This is a genomic window from Bacillus sp. V5-8f (assembly GCF_002863565.1).
GTDB lineage: Bacteria > Bacillota > Bacilli > Bacillales > DSM-1321 > Peribacillus.
Window position 1 is genome coordinate 370,226 of the sequence record NZ_PGUW01000001.1, and the last position, 16,245, is coordinate 386,470.

Here is a 16,245-nt window from a genome sequence, read left to right on the forward strand (position 1 = left end):
GTACGATCAATAATGGTATTAGATGCAGATATCAAAGCACAATTAGCCCAATATCTTCAAATGATGGAGGGCGATGTACTGCTTAAAGTTAGCGCAGGATCCGATGACGTATCACGCGACATGCTTGCGTTAGTGGATGAATTAGCCACTATGTCATCTCGCATTAAGGTTGAAAAAACAGAATTACAGAGAACACCAAGCTTTAGTGTAAATCGTATCGGCGAAGACACGGGTGTAACTTTTGCCGGTATCCCGCTGGGCCACGAATTTACTTCATTAGTGTTAGCTCTCTTGCAGGTTAGCGGAAGAGCCCCAAAAGTTGATCAAAAAGTAATTGATCAAGTGAAAAACATTAAAGGCGACTATCATTTTGAATCTTACATCAGCCTAAGCTGCCACAACTGCCCGGATGTTGTACAGGCACTGAACTTGATGAGCATCCTTAACCCTGGTATTTCGCATACTATGATCGATGGTGCAGCATTCAAGGAAGAAGTGGAAAACAAGGGCGTCATGGCAGTGCCAACGGTGTTCCTAAACGGGGAATCATTTGGCAGCGGCCGTATGTCGCTTGAAGAAATTCTTGCTAAAATGGGAAGTACTGCGGACGCATCAGAGTTTACTGACAAAGATCCATTCGATGTACTTGTTGTCGGAGGCGGACCAGCCGGTGCAAGTTCGGCTATCTATGCAGCACGTAAAGGCATTCGTACAGGCATTGTCGCTGAACGTTTTGGCGGTCAAATTATGGACACCTTAGGTATTGAGAATTTCATCTCTACGAAATATACAGAAGGTCCTAAACTTGCAGCGAGCCTTGAAGAGCATGTTAAAGAGTATGACATCGATGTCATGAATTTACAGCGTGCTACGCGCCTAGAAAAGAAAGACCTAATCGAAGTTGAACTTGAAAATGGTGCAGTTTTGAAGAGTAAAACTGTTATTCTTTCAACAGGTGCCCGCTGGCGCAATGTTGGTGTGCCTGGTGAAGCAGAGTTCAAGAACAAAGGTGTAGCGTACTGCCCTCATTGTGATGGCCCACTATTTGAAGGAAAACACGTAGCCGTAATCGGCGGAGGCAATTCTGGCATTGAAGCAGCAATAGACCTGGCAGGTATTGTAAAGCATGTAACCGTTCTTGAATTTATGCCAGAACTGAAAGCGGATGGTGTACTGCAAGAACGTCTTTACAGCCTACCTAACGTAACGGTACTAAAGAACGTCCAAACAAAAGAAATTACCGGTACTGACAAAGTGAACGGTATTAGTTATATCGATCGTGAGACAGAAGAAGTTCATCACATTGAACTGGAGGGCGTTTTCGTTCAAATCGGTCTTGTACCAAATACAGACTGGCTTGGTGATACGGTTGAACGTACTCGTATGGGAGAAATCGTAGTCGATAAACACGGCGCAACAAACCTCCCTGGTGTATTTGCGGCAGGCGACTGTACAGATAGCGCATATAAGCAAATCATCATTTCTATGGGATCAGGTGCAACTGCAGCCTTAGGTGCATTCGATTATCTAATCCGAAATTAATAATATTTTTTGAAAGTCGCTTCGCTATCCAACCGATAGTAAAGCGACTTTTTTTGTTTCTGGGACATAGCTAATTTTCAAATAATGTGACTTTTATGCAGGTTTGTAAAGAAATCTTCCGATCACTTCGGATTTTGTCGAATCCTATTGCTTATATTTTGGCAGTGTACATGAACATCTGTAGAATTTTGAAATAAAGCGCTTGCATAAAGGGAAATTTGCGTTATAATACTTGTATACAAGTATACTTAAATGCAAAGAGGTAGAAATATGGAGAATCCTGGAGAATTTTTATATCCCGAAAAATGGCTTTCAAAAGCTTCTGCCGGTGATAAAGTTGCAAGTGAACTGAGGATGCGCATTATTTCGGGGTTGATTGAAAGCGGTACCACCCTTTCGGAAAATAAAATAGCCACCGACTTTTCGGTAAGCCGGTCTCCCGTTCGTGAAGCTTTAAAAATTCTTTCAAATGAAAACCTCATCCGGCTCGAAAGAATGGGTGCAGTTGCGCTTGGGTTAACCGAAAAAGAAGTAGAAGAAATTTACGATGTACGTTTACTTATAGAGACCTTTGTATTTGAAAGGCTTGTCAGGATCGACACACATGATCTAGTAAAGGAACTAAGCAAGATCTTTGAAATGATGAAAGTGGCGATCAAATATCGGGATGCTGATGAATTCTCTTATCAAGATGTCCTATTTCACGAAACAATTATTCGTGCTATAGATCATTCTTACATGCTCATGATCTGGAACAATTTAAAACCCGTCATGGAAAGCTTCATCCTTTTGTCCATGCGCGTACGATTTAAGGAAAATTACGAAGACTTTACAAGGATTATGGAAAATCATCAGTTGTATATTGAAGCAATAAAAACCAAAGATAGGTCCCTTATGATTAAGTCCTTACATCTAAATTTTGATGATGTCCAAGGAAAAGTAGAACACCTATGGATGTCCCAGCAACTGTTATCGAAAGGGGTTGAAGAAGAAAATGACTAACTACATGTTAGGTGTGGATATTGGTACAACCAGTACCAAAGCCGTTCTTTTCAGTGAAAAAGGTGATGTAATCCAACAGGAGAATATCGGGTACCCTCTCTATACACCTGATATATCCACTGCTGAACAAGATCCGGAAGAGATTTTTCAAACTGTTACAACTGCCATTTCAAATATCATGACACAACACTCACAAAAAAAGTTATCGTTTATCTCTTTCAGTAGCGCCATGCACAGTGTTATTGCCATAGATGAGAATGACCGTCCGCTCACACGATGTATCACCTGGGCAGATAATCGCAGTGAGGCTTGGTCGCATAAAATAAAGGATGAATGGAATGGGCATGAAATCTATAAACGCACAGGTACACCCATTCATCCCATGTCACCTTTAAGCAAAATTGTATGGATTGTGAACGAACGTTCTGAAATCGCTACCAAAACAAAAAAATATATTGGGATTAAAGAGTATATCTTTAAAAAGCTCTTCAATCGCTATGTTGTCGACCATTCCTTGGCTTCAGCCATGGGCATGATGAATCTTAAGAACCTGGATTGGGATGCAGAAGCTCTAAAGATTGCAGGTATAACGCCGGATCAATTGTCTGATCTTGTTCCAACAACCCAGATATTTACTGACTGTCATCCTGAGCTGGCAAGACAGATGGGAATTGATCCAAGCACACCCTTTGTGATTGGTGCGAGTGATGGAGTGCTTTCTAATTTAGGTGTAAATGCGATCGGAAAAGGTGAGATCGCGGTTACGATCGGGACAAGCGGTGCCATTCGAACTATTATCGATCAGCCGCAAACCGATGAAAAAGGACGGATATTCTGCTATGCCTTAACGGAAAAGCATTGGGTGATTGGCGGGCCGGTAAACAATGGCGGAATGGTCCTTCGCTGGATCAGGGATGAATTTGCCTCTTCCGAGATGGAAACAGCGAAAAGACTGGGTATCGATCCGTACGACGTATTAACAAAGATTGCTGAACGTGTAAGGCCAGGTGCCGATGGATTGCTATTTCACCCATATCTTGCAGGCGAACGGGCACCATTATGGAATCCGGATGTGCGTGGTTCCTTTTTTGGACTAACTATGTCACATAAAAAAGAGCATATGATCCGGGCTGCACTCGAAGGAGTTATTTACAATTTATATACTGTATTTTTAGCCTTAAATGAATGTATGGATGGGCCTGTGACCCGAATCCAGGCAACCGGAGGTTTCGCTAGGTCGGATGTTTGGCGTCAAATGATGTCTGATATATTTGATTCTGAAGTAGTAGTTCCGGAAAGCTACGAAAGTTCATGTCTCGGTGCATGTATTTTAGGACTATACGCGGTTGGAAAAATCGATTCATTTGAGATAGTTTCTGAAATGATTGGCAGCACGCACAAACACGCACCAAAAGAGGATGCTGTGAAAGAATATAAGCAATTACTGCCGATTTTTATTAACTTATCCAGAATATTGACAGACGATTACTCACGAATTGCCAATTATCAAAGAAACATAATAAAACACAACTAGTAAACTACATGGGGGAATTAAAATGCCATTAATCATTGTTGCAATTGGGATTGTAGCATTACTGCTTTTAATTATGGGCTTAAAACTAAACACCTTTATTTCGCTTATTATTGTATCATTCGGTGTCGCTCTAGCACTTGGAATTCCTTTAGATCAAATCGTGAAAACAATCGAAGCAGGATTAGGCGGAACACTTGGCCACTTAGCATTAATTTTTGGCCTTGGCGCAATGTTGGGTAAATTGATAGCGGATTCAGGGGGAGCTCAGCGTATTGCGATGACCCTCGTAAACAAATTCGGTGAAAAAAATATCCAATGGGCGGTTGTAGCTGCTTCTTTCATTATCGGGGTTGCACTGTTTTTTGAAGTAGGTTTAGTTCTATTAATTCCAATTGTATTTGCAATCTCAAGACAATTAAAGGTTTCAATCCTGTATCTCGGTATTCCGATGACAGCAGCTTTATCCGTTACACATGGTTTCTTGCCGCCACACCCAGGACCAACTGTTATTGCTGGTGAATATGGCGCTAACATTGGGGAAGTTTTGCTTTATGGTTTTATTATCGCAATTCCAACGGTTATTTTAGCTGGACCTGTATTTACGAAAATTGCTAAAAAGCTAGTACCTCAATCATTCACAAAAACAGGTAATATTGCCTCTTTAGGTGAACAAAAAGAATTCAAACTTGAAGACACGCCTGGTTTTGGAATCAGTGTTTTCACAGCTTTACTTCCTGTTATTTTAATGTCCATCGCAACAATTATTACTCTAGTTCAAAAAACGATAGGATTTGAAGATAATAGTTTCCTAGCTGCAATCCGTTTTATTGGTGAAGCTGGTACTTCGATGTTGATATCTCTATTAGTTGCCGTCTATACAATGGGAATCGCAAGAAAAATCCCAATCAAAAATGTGATGGAATCCTGTACAACAGCCATTTCACATATTGGTATGATGCTCTTGATCATCGGGGGCGGCGGTGCTTTCAAACAAGTATTGATTGATGGCGGTGTTGGCGACTATGTAGCTGAATTGTTCAAAGGGACTTCTTTATCACCTATCCTGCTGGCGTGGGTAATTGCAGCCATCTTACGTATTTCCTTGGGATCTGCTACTGTAGCTGCATTAACAACGGCTGGATTAGTGATTCCATTGTTGGGCCAAACTGACGTTAACCTCGCTCTAGTCGTTCTGGCAACTGGCGCTGGTAGTTTAATAGCATCCCATGTTAATGATGCTGGTTTCTGGATGTTCAAAGAGTACTTCGGTCTCAGCATGAAAGAAACTTTTGCTACATGGACTTTACTTGAGACAATCATATCGGTAGCCGGACTTGGATTTATCCTGTTACTAAGCTTATTCGTATAATAGAAAAAGTGTCTGTAACTTCCCAGATTTTGTCGATACCTATTCGATATATTTCGGGTTGTGACAGGCACTATTTTTTATCAATAGGACATTTTACTTACTTTATTCATAAAAAGATAGGAGCGCCGTCACTCTCTGAACGGCACTCCTATCTTTTATGGTTTCATTGTCATCCAACTGCCAACATGGTGAACGGCGATTCCACTATACCCAGGTGTACCGGCATAAAAATCTTTAACCTTATCCAGTTCCTGATTCATATAGGCTTGTCCTTCTTCAAAGAAGGTCAGCATTCCACCTTCACTCGTCTGTCCAGTTTCTACACCGATAACCAGCTGTTTATTATATTTCCCTGCAAGGGCCATTTCTTTTGTGACTAATTCAATAATCATTGATGCTGAATCCCTATAAGCCATAATTGTAACACTGTTAGTATTCGCTATCATCCATTCAGCAAGAATCCCTTTTCCGTATGTGTTTTTATACGAAATTTCATCAAACCAGAATGGTATGTCAGCTTCCAGTGGAAGAGCTAAAGCCGCTGTACTGCTTTTTGCCTTCGTCAATAATGCTTGATATGTTTTGACAGTAGATGCTTGATTAGTGGACCATCCACTATATAAGTAAGGCTCTACGTCTAAATGTACACCAGCAAACTTTTGGAAAGAAGAAGATCCATCTTGGTAAGTTTTTAACCAATTCATTAATAGATCCAAGCTTTTGTAGCCATCTGGAGCGACCCACTGAGGTGCGCCATCCAGTGCATAAACCTTCATCCCCTTGGAAGAGGCTTTCTCAATAAAGCTTTGGTAAACAGTTATAGGAATGTCGCGGTCAATTTGCAAATAAACCTTGTTCAGATTCTTCTCTTCCAAAAAAGCAATAGTCCCTGATTCATCGTTAACAATCATCCATGGATTCCAAAGCCATGTAGCATGTGTCTCGGTAACCGCTGCTTTCGCACTCCCTCCAAAACCCCCAGCAAGAGACAGGAACAATACAATAGCTGCCATTACTACCTTTTTCATTTTTTGCCCTCCATTCTGTCAGCCAAGGCTCACAGAATGGAACCTGGCAACCTGACGACCATACACAACAACATGTGCTTAGGCTCATGGCTTTGCGTCCTTCCCTTTCGAAGAAGTTTGCCTTTTTCAGAAAATTATTTTCTTTATTATACCCCATCCTCTTTGTAAAGTAATGATAATATTTGTCATTTTATAGAAAAACATTTTACCGATTGTTAAAAAAACATTTCATATTATTAAGTATACACAGCAGTAGACAAAGTTTACTCCACGGCTTCCCAAGCTGCAATTTCTTTTCGTACAATCGGGGCCACTTCTTTCCCTAAAAGCTCGATGGCTTTCATCACATCCGCATGTGGCATGCTCCCAACTGGGACATGCAGCATAAACCTTGTGATCCCTACTTTTTTTCGAAGGTGAATGATTTTTTGTGCCACGGTTTGCGGGTCTCCGACATACAGTGCTCCTTCAAAGCTGCGTGCCGCATCAAATGCTGCCCGGTCATAATAACCCCAGCCCCGTTCTCTTCCAAGTACATTCATGACTTGTTGAGTCGGAGGAAAAAATTTATCTGCCGCCGTTTCGTTATCTTCCCATATAAAACCATGTGAATGGGACGCAACCGGCAGTTTGGAAATATCATGGCCAGCCTGGGCAGCTGCTTGTTTATACAGCTGGACAAGTGGAGCAAACTGGACAGGTCGTCCTCCTATGATTGCCAGAACCAGTGGTAGTCCCAACATGCCTGCTCGAATGACTGATTCACTGTTGCCCCCACTCCCTATCCATATAGGTAAAGGGTCTTGCACTGGACGAGGATATATACCACGATTGTTTATGGCTGGGCGGTATTTACCAGACCAGGAGACTACTTCAGATTTTTGTAACGTTAGCAGCAGATCCAGCTTTTCTTCAAAGAGCTCATTATAGTCTTTTAACTCATACCCAAATAGTGGAAACGATTCAATAAAAGAACCTCGGCCCGCCATGATTTCCGCCCGACCATTCGAGATTCCATCAAGTGTAGCAAAATCCTGGAACACCCGAACAGGATCTGCGGAGGAAAGTACAGTAACCGCACTCGTCAACCGGATACGCTTCGTTTGTGAAGCCGCAGCAGCCAACACAACAGCTGGAGAGGATGCTGCAAAATCTTCACGATGGTGCTCGCCTACACCAAATACATCCAGCCCTACTTGATCAGCAAGTACAATTTCCTCAACGACTTCACGCAATCGTTGGGCATGGCTAATTACGTCCCCCGTTCGAACGTCAGGTGTTGTTTCTACAAACGTGCTGATCCCTATCTCCAATTACATTCCCTCCAAAATCGAGTTATTTTTACAACAGAAAAGTATTTTTACGCTTCTTATTTCATATTTATCTCAATACTTTTAATATACTGGAAAGTCGAGGTTTCTTCATTAAGAAGGATTGGTTAATTCTATTTTATCCAGCAATTACCCAAGCTTTAAGATATTGATTATTGACGATGGCTCAAAGGGATGACTTTAAACGAAGATAATAAAGAGAATCGGTAAAACTATTAAAACACCACCCCATTATCTCAAATCGATTAAAGTTACTGGATACTTAGCAAAAGAAAACGAAAAAAGCATAGAACATATTATTTATTCATAGTTAACAAGTGAAGGAAGGAGGTGTCCCTAGACATCACGGCCGTGGTTTTCCCTTTTTATAGAGACATGAGTATTTTTATTGAAAAAAAAGCAACAACTATGATAGGGTGTACGTAATGCTTTCTATAATCAGCATGATTTAACCAATGAATATTTCCACTTACAGTTATGCCTTAAAAATCCAAAAATAATTTGGATTTTATCATTGCCATATATCTTGAATGTGGTAATATAGAAAGTGCGTAAATTGGAAAGCTGCTATTCGATATATTGGGATCTTTCCAAGCAGATAATTTTTGACCACTTCCCTCCGAGGATGTTAAGGCCATACGGACAGCCGGGTCAAATGCCGATCGGCAACTTTAGTTGCCTTATTGATTGAGTTAAAAGCTCAAATTTTATAAGTTGGTTACTTTACAACCAGTGCAGATGCACATCAACTTGTGAAACGGTCAATAAGAGTGGAAAAAGTAATTATTTGCTATTAGACTCTGATCCTAAGATATATTCTGAATTTTAAAGAGCTTTCTTACAAAAGACGCAATTTTTATGTGCAAATTGCTTCTGTTATGGAGTTTCCATGCTTTTTAAATAGGATGATTATATCTAAAGCAAGTGTGATGCGCGATTATGCGTTTTTTGCACTTGCTTTTTATTTTGCCGAGTTATTCACATTCACCCGTTTCCGGCAAATCTTGCAAGAGGCAAATGCTACGCAGTTAGGTTGTTATGGAATTTCTCTTCGCTTTAAAAATCTATTTAGTTAGGAGATAACAGAATGGGAAAAGCGCTTATCATTGGCGCTGGTGGAGTAGCATCAGTAGCCATCCATAAATGTGTACAAAACAGTGATGTATTTGAAGAGATTTGTATTGCGAGCCGTACTAAGTCTAAATGTGACGAATTAAAAGCAAAACTGGACGGCGGCAAAACAAAAATTACGACTGCCCAGGTTGACGCAAACAATGTTGACGAACTGATTGCTTTAATTGAAGAAGTAAAACCTGATATCGTCATGAACTTGGCTTTGCCTTACCAGGATCTAACGATTATGGATGCTTGTCTTGCAACAAAGACACACTATATGGATACAGCAAACTATGAACCTGAAGATACAGCAAAATTTGAATACAAATGGCAGTGGGAATACCGCGAGCGCTTTGAAAAAGCCGGGATTACAGCTCTTTTAGGCAGTGGATTTGATCCAGGTGTAACCGGTGTATTCTCTGCTTATGCACTAAAGCATTATTTTGATGAAATTGAATATATCGACATTCTTGACTGCAATGGCGGGGATCACGGCTATCCCTTTGCAACGAATTTCAACCCTGAAATCAATATCCGTGAAGTTTCCGCAAACGGTCGTTATTGGGAAGACGGTGTATGGATTGAAACGGAACCAATGGAAATCAAACGCGTTTATAACTTCCCTGAAGTTGGCAAGAAAGACATGTACCTTCTTTACCACGAAGAGCTCGAATCTCTTGCTAAAAACATCCCAGGGCTTAAGCGTATCCGTTTCTTCATGACATTTGGCGAAAGCTACCTAACTCACCTAAAGGCCCTTGAAAATGTAGGAATGACTTCCATTGAGCCGATCGAATTTGAAGGAAAACAAATCATTCCTCTTCAGTTCCTGAAGGCTGTTTTACCAGACCCTGCTACACTTGGACCGCGTACAGTTGGAAAAACTAACATCGGTTGTATCATCCAAGGGAAAAAGGACGGCAAAGAGAAAACGTATTACGTATATAATGTTTGTGATCACCAAGCGTGCTACGAAGAAGTTGGTTCTCAAGCAATCTCCTATACAACAGGTGTTCCTGCGATGATCGGTGCAGCGATGATCATGACCGGAAAGTGGAACAAACCAGGCGTATACAATATTGAAGAATTTGATCCAGATCCATTCATGGAAGAATTGAATAAATGGGGACTTCCATGGGTAGAAGACTTTAATCCAGTGCTTGTTGATGAGCCTGTAAAAAAAAGTGAATCGGAGCTAGTCCGTTAAAATGCGGTTTGAAGAATTACCGACTCCGTGCTATGTCGTCGATGAAGGTCTTGTTGAAAAAAACCTAAAAATCCTAAACGGAGTCATGGAACGGACAGGAGCTAAAATTGTTTTAGCACAAAAAGCATTTTCGATGACAACAATGTATCCCCTCATTGGAAAATATTTATCTGGTACAACAGCAAGCGGGTTGTACGAGGCGCGGTTAGGTTACGAAGAAATGGGCAAAGAGAATCATGTCTTTGCCCCTGCCTACCGTGATGATGAAATCGATGAAATTATCTCATTATGTGACCATATTATTTTTAATTCCTTCTCACAGTTGGAAAAATTCAAGGAAAAGGCGCTTAAAGCCGGGAGAAAAGTCGGCTTGCGCATTAATCCTGAACATTCAACACAAATTGGCCATGCCATTTATGATCCATGTTCACCAGGTTCTAGATTTGGTGTGACCAGCGAACACTTTCGTCCAGAGCTGCTTGAGGGTGTTTCAGGACTGCACTTCCATACACTTTGCCAGCAAAACTCTGACGATTTGGAAACTACTCTAAATGCGGTGGAAGAAAAGTTTGGCCAGTGGCTCCCGCAAATGGAATGGATTAACTTTGGCGGCGGCCATCATATTACAAGAGAAGATTATGATATTCCAAGATTAGAAGCGTGTATTAAAAGAATGCAGGATACATACGGTTTAGAAGTATATCTAGAGCCTGGAGAAGCCATTGCTCTTAATGCGGGTTATCTCATCACCTCCGTATTAGATTTACATGAAAACGGTATGGATATTGCTATTCTTGACACGTCTGCTACATGCCATATGCCTGATGTTTTAGAAATGCCTTATCGTCCTCCTCTTTTTGGCTCAGGGGAAGCTGGCGAGAAGCCATTCACTTATAGGCTTGGGGGCCAAACGTGCCTTACAGGAGATATCATTGGAGATTATTCTTTTGACCAGCCATTAAAGAGCGGCGATCGTTTAGTTTTCGGAGATATGGCAATTTATACCATGGTTAAGAATACCACCTTTAATGGTATGCCATTACCAGCGATTGCAGTGAAAGGCAAAGATGGAGATTGTAAAGTCGTACGCGAGTTTGGCTATCAGGATTTTAAGATGAGACTCGCATAAAAGGCATTTGTAACCGGACGGGTGTCCTTCAATATAGATGTGCAACAAAAAATGAACCAGACTCCTATTTTTAGAGTCTGGTTTTTTCTTAACAAATAGGCACGCAATGAGTGGCAGTTCCTTTCGTGAGCTTTCGTAAATGGTTGCAACAAGCGGACTTGAACCATAAAATATCGTGTTCTGGTTAGGCTTCTCTCACACCGTGAACTGGAATTCTAATTGTAAAAACTGTTCCCTTATGCGGAGTACTACAAACAGACAGAGTCCCTCCATGTAGCTCAATAATTTTCTTTGAAAGGGACAATCCTAAGCCCGTTCCGGTATCCTTTGTAGAGAAAAAAGGATCAAAAATATACTTTAAATGTTGGTTTTCGATTCCTCTCCCATTATCTTTGATTTGGAAGATGATATCATTCTTTTCTTTCGTACATACTAATTGAATCTGCAGGTCTTTGGTTCCTTTTGATTCTACTGCGTTATTAAATAAATTTATAAATACCTGAATGAGTTCACTTTGATTTACTAAAATGAGAATGTCTTCTAAAGACTCACTAATGTTCACAACTAGATCTACTTTTTTCAGAATGGCTTCACTGTACAACAGACCCTCAAAATGGGCTACTAAATCACTGACCCGCTCAGGTACCTTCGTCATTGGCGATGACTTTGAGACCATTAAGAAGTCACTTATAATTTTATTTGCCCGGTCTAGCTCTGGTATTAACAGTGTACGAAACAAGGTTGAATCTGCCTCTAGCTGTCCTTCCCCTATAAGCTGCAAATATCCGCGTACCGTTGTTAACGGATTTCTGACTTCGTGAGCGATACTTGCTGATATTTGCCCGATCATATTCATTTTTTCCGCTTCTTTTAAATAATTTAAGAAATGGAAGAGACCAACCACCCTCAATACATTGCCGTTATCATCATATATGATTCTAGTATTGATAATTCCGTAGTTTGAATCTAGAACTTCTTCATTATAAATTTCTTTCCCAGTCCTTAGCGTTTCTAGCAATTTAATTTGTGTCTCATCTATTTTTAATAAGTTAGAAATATGATTGCCCATTACATGTTCTTTGGTCTCATTCAAATCTATTAACGTTTGTTTGTTACAAAGAGTAATCATCCCATCCTTATCAATAAACACAATATGATGAGGTACTACATCGAGCATTGATTGTAAAAACGTTTCGAGTTGCTCAAACTTATATCCAGTAGACAGAAACTTTAATTGGCTATTTTGCGTATCTTCTCCCTTAACCTCTTCCATAAGAATAGCTCTTTCATTTTTCTTTTTCCTAATTCTTATATTGGTTTTCGCATCCATATAATCTATATCTATAGGAAGTTCTTCGATTAATCGTTTATACACCTCTAATTCCTCTTGAGATGAATCCGATCTTTGGAGGTTTTCTTTATACGTAGACATAGCTTTCACCCCAATTCTTTTCCCTTCAGGCTGGATCACGGAGAATTTAATTTATTATTTCTTTAATTAAAAAGTACTATTACTAAACAAAAATACTATATTATAAAGTAATTAGCCAAAGAAATAGTTTATTTAAAAACAGTTCAACTTTATAAGCTAAGCTGTTTACTGGAGCTATATGTTACGGTTTACCCTATCCTCTCTAACCGGTTTATACTAAAAAAAGAACCTTCAATCCAAAGAAAGATCAAAGGCTCTATGTTTTATTTTCAACCATACTGTATGTTACTCAATTCTTTAATTTTATTTATCTCTAACTTTGAATCTCTTTTTTAATAGAAACGATTGTCTATTGTTGAACATTGTTTTTTAGATGGTTTCGTGAGTTTTCTATTCTATAGATTAACGATCGACCGTTCTTTTTCACTTAAACCAAGCACCGTCGCTGTTGAAGTATGAATTTCATTCAGAAGCTCTGGGTTTTTCAATAGTGACAGGCCATAAGAAGGAATCATTTCTTTGAGTTTTGGTTCCCACTCTTTCATTTGTTGCGGGAAGCATTTTTTGATTACTTCTAGCATAACATGAACAGCCGTAGAAGCACCTGGAGAAGCACCTAGCAATGCAGCAATCGAGCCATCAGCAGCAGTAATTACTTCCGTGCCAAATTGAAGTGTTCCTTTGCCGCCTGACTCCGTATCTTTGATAACCTGCACACGTTGGCCTGCTACTACTAAGTCCCAGTCCTCGCTTTTCGCATTCGGGATGAACTCGCGTAACTCTTCCATACGCTGTTCTTTCGATAACATAACTTGCTGGATGAGGTATTTTGTCAATGCCATCTCTTTTGCGCCTGCCGCCAACATCGTTAAGACATTATTCGGTTTTACGGAAGTGACTAAATCAAACATTGAACCCGTTTTTAAGAACTTGGGCGAGAAACCGGCAAACGGTCCAAACAATAACGATTTTTTGTTGTCAATATATCGTGTGTCAAGATGCGGAACAGACATTGGTGGAGCGCCCACCCTCGCTTTGCCGTACACTTTTGCATGATGCTGTGCTACAACTTCCGGGTTATTACATACCATAAAAATTCCGCTTACAGGGAATCCGCCAATATGTTTTCCTTCAGGAATACCGGACTTTTGCAGTAAATGTAGGCTTCCGCCCCCGCCTCCGATAAAGACGAATTTTGCTGTATGGCGCTGAACACTGCCGCTATTGACATTACGCACTTTTAATTCCCACGATCCATTGCTAGCACGTTTAATATTATCAACACTATGTTCGTATTTAATATCCACGTTTTTAGTCTTTAAGTGGTCAAATAACATGCGTGTTAAAGCACCAAAGTTAACATCTGTTCCGGTGTCAATTTTTGTTGCCGCAATCGGTTCATTTGATGTCCGGCCTTCCATGATGAGTGGAATCCATTCTTTCAGTTTTTCAGGATCTTCGGCAAATTCCATCCCTTTGAACAGGGGATTGTTTGACAGCGCTTTAAAGCGTTTCTTTAGAAAAGTTACATTTTCTTCCCCTTGTACCATACTCATATGAGGCAAAGGCATGATAAAGTCATGTGGATTTTTGATCAGCCCGCCTTTTACAAGGTAAGACCAAAACTGCATAGAAACCTGGAACTGTTCATTAATGTTAATTGCTTTACTAATATCTATAGATCCGTCTGGTTTTTCGACAGTGTAGTTAAGTTCGCACAGTGCTGCATGGCCTGTTCCCGCATTATTCCACTCGTTAGAGCTTTCCTCTCCTGCTTTTTCTAACTTCTCAAACACTTTAATATTCCAATCCGGCCTTAATTCTTTCAAGATTGTCCCTAACGTCGCACTCATAATTCCGGCACCAATTAAGATAACGTCTGTGTTCTTCTGTACGTTGCTCATTATACCCTTCCTTATCCTCTATATTTGCAATAAAGAGTAGGCGCACTTGCTTAGGTGTTATAAAAAGCAAGGCGTCACCTAGGACACACCTTTTTTTCTGTTTCAAATATAACCATATCATATCTATTATAATGATATATAGACGAAAATATCTACTATTTATAATAATTTATATATTAAAATAACTAATGCTTTTTCATAATTTTAACTTATTACCTGTTGGCAAAAAAGCGTAAATTCCGCCCATAAGTCCCTTAAACTACATAAAACTAAGACCTGAACTCTACTTTTGGTAAGAGTTAAAGCCTTAGTTTGCTGATACTAGTAAATTAGCACTCTATGTTTTTTCATTACTTGTGGGATGTTTGTTCCTTACCTATGAAGTACCTTGTCAAGCAACAATATAAATTTTCCATTTAGTATCTCCACAAGAACGCTTTTATATTATATACATTATGGAACATTTGGTTTGTATGCATGCAAAAACAAAGGTTGGAAATTTTTATTAGCTGGAGGATGAAAATGAACTTACAATCTGGAACCCTTTATTAGCCAACTACTTTTCCCGACGCTCCCTCATACGCTCCACTGGAAGAAGACTTATATTATGATGCATTAATTATTGGGGGTGGGAGTTCCGGGGCCAAGTATGCTTTTATCTTGCTGACACTGATTTAGATGAAAAGGTATAATTTTAATGAGCCATAAAAACGAACTATATATAGATGAGGTGTGATTAATGAAAGTTGGCATTATTGGATTAGGAGATATCGCTAAGAAGGCATACCTGCCAGTCCTTTCAGAAAAAGAAGGAATCGAACTCGTACTATGCACAAGAAATACCGACACTCTTGTCAGCTTATCCAATAAATACAGGATTCCTAAAATTGCCGACAATGTGGATGATCTTATAAGCAAAAAAGTTGATGCTGCCATTATCAGCACGGCAACTGAGTCACATTTTGAAATCGGGGAAAAATTGCTAAAAAACGGGATACATGTGTACATAGACAAGCCCCTCTCATTGAATTATGAAGAATCTGAAAGACTTGTTTCCCTGGCAAAAGAAAAAGGCAAGATTGCAATGGTTGGCTTCAACAGGCGTTTCATTCCTAGAGTACGAGAGCTTAAGGAAAGTGGAAAAGCAAGCCTCATCTTGATACAAAAAAACCGATATGCCGCGCCAGATCATGTAAGGAGATTTATTGTAGAGGATTTCATCCATGTTGTAGATACACTTAGATTTCTTATGAATACAGATGTTCAAGACATAAAAGTAGAGTTTCTTAAGGAGAAAGAGCTCCTCAACCATGTCATCATACAGCTGACTGGAGAGGGATGTACCGCTATCGGAATCATGAATAGAAACGGCGGCGTGACAGAAGAAATCATAGAATACCATGCCGGTCATCACAAATATGTAGTGGATAATCTTGTCGAAACCACTCATTATCATAGTAAAGATTCCAATGTTGTTAAATTCGGCGATTGGGTACCGACACTGCAAAAAAGAGGCTTTTATCAGATCATCAATCACTTTATACAATGCGTGCAAAACAACGAAACTCCTGACCCATCCATAGACGATTCATTGATTACCCATAAGATTTGTGAGAGGATTGTTAAGACTATAAATTCTGAAGCTTAATAG

General features: G+C 39.9%; 11 protein-coding genes and 1 riboswitch. Of the genes, 7 read left to right on the forward strand and 4 right to left on the reverse strand.

Annotated features, from left to right (window positions below; all coding sequences use genetic code 11):
- The first annotated feature begins 12 nt into the window (after positions 1 to 12).
- From ahpF to CUU64_RS01665, 4 genes are all read left to right on the forward strand, one after another.
- Positions 13 to 1,542 (forward strand): alkyl hydroperoxide reductase subunit F, encoded by a 1,530-nt coding sequence (ahpF, locus tag CUU64_RS01650; protein ID WP_101631526.1) that lies wholly within the window; start codon positions 13 to 15, stop codon positions 1,540 to 1,542.
- Positions 1,543 to 1,812: 270 nt separating this feature from the next.
- On the forward strand, positions 1,813 to 2,544 hold the full coding sequence (locus tag CUU64_RS01655) for a GntR family transcriptional regulator (RefSeq protein ID WP_101631527.1): 732 nt from the start codon (positions 1,813 to 1,815) through the stop codon (positions 2,542 to 2,544).
- Positions 2,537 to 4,078 carry a gluconokinase gene (gntK, locus tag CUU64_RS01660; protein ID WP_101631528.1) on the forward strand — a complete coding sequence of 514 codons (1,542 nt, stop codon included), beginning with the start codon at positions 2,537 to 2,539 and terminating at the stop codon, positions 4,076 to 4,078. Before CUU64_RS01655 ends, gntK begins: the two co-directional genes overlap by 8 nt.
- A gap of 22 nt (positions 4,079 to 4,100) precedes the next feature.
- Positions 4,101 to 5,447, forward strand: coding sequence for a GntP family permease (locus CUU64_RS01665; protein WP_101631529.1), 1,347 nt, complete (start codon positions 4,101 to 4,103; stop codon positions 5,445 to 5,447).
- 155 nt (positions 5,448 to 5,602) lie between these two features.
- Here CUU64_RS01665 and CUU64_RS01670 read toward each other — a convergent pair whose 3' ends face one another.
- Both CUU64_RS01670 and CUU64_RS01675 read right to left on the reverse strand, forming a co-directional pair.
- Positions 5,603 to 6,475, reverse strand: coding sequence for an amidase (locus CUU64_RS01670; RefSeq protein WP_101631530.1), 873 nt, complete (start codon positions 6,473 to 6,475; stop codon positions 5,603 to 5,605).
- A gap of 42 nt (positions 6,476 to 6,517) precedes the next feature.
- A riboswitch (cyclic di-GMP riboswitch) is annotated at positions 6,518 to 6,607 on the reverse strand.
- 131 nt (positions 6,608 to 6,738) lie between these two features.
- On the reverse strand, positions 6,739 to 7,788 hold the full coding sequence (locus CUU64_RS01675) for an LLM class flavin-dependent oxidoreductase (RefSeq protein ID WP_101631531.1): 1,050 nt from the start codon (positions 7,786 to 7,788) through the stop codon (positions 6,739 to 6,741).
- 1,105 nt (positions 7,789 to 8,893) lie between these two features.
- Between CUU64_RS01675 and CUU64_RS01680 the strand changes: the two genes are divergently transcribed.
- On the forward strand, positions 8,894 to 10,129 hold the full coding sequence (locus tag CUU64_RS01680; protein ID WP_101631532.1) for a saccharopine dehydrogenase family protein: 1,236 nt from the start codon (positions 8,894 to 8,896) through the stop codon (positions 10,127 to 10,129).
- A gap of 1 nt (position 10,130) precedes the next feature.
- A complete protein-coding gene (gene nspC / locus CUU64_RS01685) occupies positions 10,131 to 11,258 on the forward strand; it encodes a carboxynorspermidine decarboxylase (RefSeq protein WP_101631533.1) in 1,128 nt (375 codons plus the stop codon).
- Positions 11,259 to 11,442: 184 nt separating this feature from the next.
- On the opposite strand, the gene CUU64_RS01690 is transcribed toward nspC, so the two are convergent.
- Together CUU64_RS01690 and CUU64_RS01695 are read right to left on the reverse strand one after the other, a co-directional pair.
- Positions 11,443 to 12,690, reverse strand: coding sequence for an ATP-binding protein (locus tag CUU64_RS01690; protein WP_101631534.1), 1,248 nt, complete (start codon positions 12,688 to 12,690; stop codon positions 11,443 to 11,445).
- Between the two features lie 395 nt (positions 12,691 to 13,085).
- Positions 13,086 to 14,594, reverse strand: a complete 1,509-nt coding sequence (locus tag CUU64_RS01695) for a malate:quinone oxidoreductase (RefSeq protein WP_101631535.1) — start codon at positions 14,592 to 14,594, stop codon at positions 13,086 to 13,088.
- A gap of 739 nt (positions 14,595 to 15,333) precedes the next feature.
- Here CUU64_RS01695 and CUU64_RS01700 point away from each other — a divergent pair.
- The gene (locus CUU64_RS01700) at positions 15,334 to 16,242 is read left to right on the forward strand and encodes a Gfo/Idh/MocA family protein (RefSeq protein WP_101631536.1); all 909 of its coding nucleotides are present in this window, start codon (positions 15,334 to 15,336) and stop codon (positions 16,240 to 16,242) included.
- Positions 16,243 to 16,245: the final 3 nt, after the last annotated feature.

Bases quoted from the DNA above. Each gene is read 5' to 3' on its own strand.
- ahpF (WP_101631526.1), top strand. From the start codon at position 13: ATGGTATTAGATGCAGATATCAAAGCACAATTAGCCCAATATCTTCAA.
- CUU64_RS01655 (WP_101631527.1), top strand. From the start codon at position 1,813: ATGGAGAATCCTGGAGAATTTTTATATCCCGAAAAATGGCTTTCAAAA.
- gntK (WP_101631528.1), top strand. From the start codon at position 2,537: ATGACTAACTACATGTTAGGTGTGGATATTGGTACAACCAGTACCAAA.
- CUU64_RS01665 (WP_101631529.1), top strand. From the start codon at position 4,101: ATGCCATTAATCATTGTTGCAATTGGGATTGTAGCATTACTGCTTTTA.
- CUU64_RS01670 (WP_101631530.1), bottom strand. From the start codon at position 6,475: ATGAAAAAGGTAGTAATGGCAGCTATTGTATTGTTCCTGTCTCTTGCT.
- CUU64_RS01680 (WP_101631532.1), top strand. From the start codon at position 8,894: ATGGGAAAAGCGCTTATCATTGGCGCTGGTGGAGTAGCATCAGTAGCC.
- nspC (WP_101631533.1), top strand. From the start codon at position 10,131: ATGCGGTTTGAAGAATTACCGACTCCGTGCTATGTCGTCGATGAAGGT.
- CUU64_RS01690 (WP_101631534.1), bottom strand. From the start codon at position 12,690: ATGTCTACGTATAAAGAAAACCTCCAAAGATCGGATTCATCTCAAGAG.
- CUU64_RS01695 (WP_101631535.1), bottom strand. From the start codon at position 14,594: ATGAGCAACGTACAGAAGAACACAGACGTTATCTTAATTGGTGCCGGA.
- CUU64_RS01700 (WP_101631536.1), top strand. From the start codon at position 15,334: ATGAAAGTTGGCATTATTGGATTAGGAGATATCGCTAAGAAGGCATAC.